This is a genomic window from Pseudolactococcus laudensis, from assembly GCF_013449735.1.
GTDB lineage: Bacteria > Bacillota > Bacilli > Lactobacillales > Streptococcaceae > Pseudolactococcus > Pseudolactococcus laudensis.
Window position 1 is genome coordinate 1 of sequence record NZ_JACBNY010000060.1, and the last position, 2,193, is coordinate 2,193.

The following is a 2,193-nucleotide window of genomic DNA, read 5'->3' on the forward strand; positions in this document are numbered from 1 at the left end:
TTGCTAGTATCAGACCTGCTGAGTTGTCTGCACCACTCATGACACATAGTGATGTTGACAGAGGATTTAAACCCCTTTCAACACACTCTACACTTGCATAGAATGATTTCATGTCGATAAAAGCAATCGCCCTGCGCTGTTCTTTTGAGTAATCAATTAAAGGGCCAATTTCAATCATATAGACACCTCATTTACAAATAGTGTTAGTTTATTTAACTAACACTATTTTAGCACTTTTAAAATTGCTGTCAAATATTTACCCATATTTTAAAAAAATAAAAAATAGGCGAAGCCTATCTTTATTTATCTTATATATTTTAATCTTTTTTTCTTTTGCGTCCCCAAAATGTCAATGTTTATAATGCTTTAGAGGAATATGTACCTACAAAATACTGTTTATTATCCTACAAAATACTGTTTATTATCCTACAAAATACTGTTTATTATCCTACGAAAAATATCGACTTGTAGGTGTTTTTTGGTATAATAAAACATAGAGAAGTCAATCGCTAAATTTTTCTCTCTATGTCTATTTAAAATACGTAAAGGAACGCATTCATATGTCAATTATACTAAACAATCAAAAAAAATCAAAGCAGGTAAAAACCGTGAACAAAATAAAGGAAAGAAAAGTTGTAGAGCATAACGATTTAATTAGTTCTATTGCCAAAATGGATAAAACTCCATTGAAAATTTTTGAATTATCGGTTTCTTGTATTGATACTGAAAATCCACCAAAAGATAATACAATTTATTTGTCCAAAAAAGAGCTGTTTAAGTTTTTTGATGTGTCAGATAATGATAAACATACAAGGTTTAAACAAGCAATTGAGAAGATGCAGGAACAAGCGTTCTTTAAAATACAAGAAGAAAAAAAGAAGGGCTATAAATTTAAACGAATTGTTCCCATACCTTATGTTGAATGGAATGATTATAATGATGAAGTTACTATTCGGTTTGACATAGCAATTATGCCATACCTGATTGATTTAAAAAAGAATTTCACGCAATATGCCTTGTCTGATATCATGGAGTTAAACAGTAAATATAGCATTATTCTATACAAATGGCTATCAATGCATTACAATCAATTTGAACATTATAATACAAATGGGGGTAGAAGGGCAGAACAGATAGAGAAGCATAGAAATCCTTCAATTTCCATTAAAGAGTTAAGAATTTTAACAGATACTCTTGATGACTACAAGCGAATAGATAATTTTGAAAAGAGAGTGTTAAGAGACCCTCTTGAAGAGATTAATCAATATACACATTTTAATGTTGTGTATGAAAAATTAAAGAAGGGTCGCTCAATTGACAGCATACAGTTTCATATATCTAAGAAAGCAAAACCACAGGAAATAAATGGGGAATACAAGGAAAGAGAACAAGATGCTGCATATCTGCAAGGTATGGCAGATAAGGAAGTAAACCAACAGGCATTATTTGCTGAGGCAATGCAAAGTAAATACACTATGGAACTGATTACCAGTACATTACTTTCTCCAGTACAAATGACAGATATTACTTTAATGGCCAATCTTCAACAAGAAGTGTACCCACTCTATAAACAACTAGAAGCAATAGTAGGTCTTAAAGGTGTGAGAAAGCACCTAGAATACGTTGCAAACAAGAAATTAGACTATTCCAAGCCGAACCTTGTCAAGTATCTTAAAACGGCTGTTATGCGCTATCTTGAAAGTGGCGATACAAAGCAACCCGAAAAAGATAAAACAAGGTATGTTAAAACAAAAGGAAAAGTAACACCAGTTGGAAGTAAAACACCTGATTGGGATTATAAAAACGAAACTACTCCAGAAGAACAAAAGGAACTAGAGAAGATTAAAAAAGAACTGTCAGACTCAATGAAAAAGTAGCAATTATACTATTATTTGAATTGACAAATATTAAGTATGAGCATATTACATACTCATATAATATACTCACGTTACGTAAGTACATTTCATGAGTATGTTACAACATTATTGAATAGGAGAAGAAATGGCAGAAAAAACGTCAATCGTAAATCAAAAGGGTGGAGTAGCTAAAACTACATCTTTTTTTACTGACAAATCATAAGTATAAGTATTTTATATACTTATACAATATACTCACGTTATATAAGTACATTATATGAGTATGTTAAAACATTATTGAATAGGAGAAGAAACGGCAGAAAAAACGTCAATCGTA

Annotated in this window: 1 protein-coding gene and 1 pseudogene; one reads left to right on the forward strand and one right to left on the reverse strand. The window is 31.0% G+C overall.

Features of this window, described 5'->3' with window-relative positions; translation table 11 throughout:
• A pseudogene (locus HZR21_RS11435) lies at positions 1-178 on the reverse strand (Y-family DNA polymerase); the annotation flags it as partial.
• 382 nt (positions 179-560) lie between these two features.
• Here HZR21_RS11435 and HZR21_RS11440 point away from each other — a divergent pair.
• Positions 561-1,877 carry a RepB family plasmid replication initiator protein gene (locus HZR21_RS11440; RefSeq protein WP_180747709.1) on the forward strand — a complete coding sequence of 439 codons (1,317 nt, stop codon included), beginning with the start codon at positions 561-563 and terminating at the stop codon, positions 1,875-1,877.
• Positions 1,878-2,193: the final 316 nt, after the last annotated feature.

Excerpts from the sequence above, each read along its gene's own strand:
- HZR21_RS11440 (WP_180747709.1), top strand. The coding sequence starts at position 561 with ATGTCAATTATACTAAACAATCAAAAAAAATCAAAGCAGGTAAAAACC.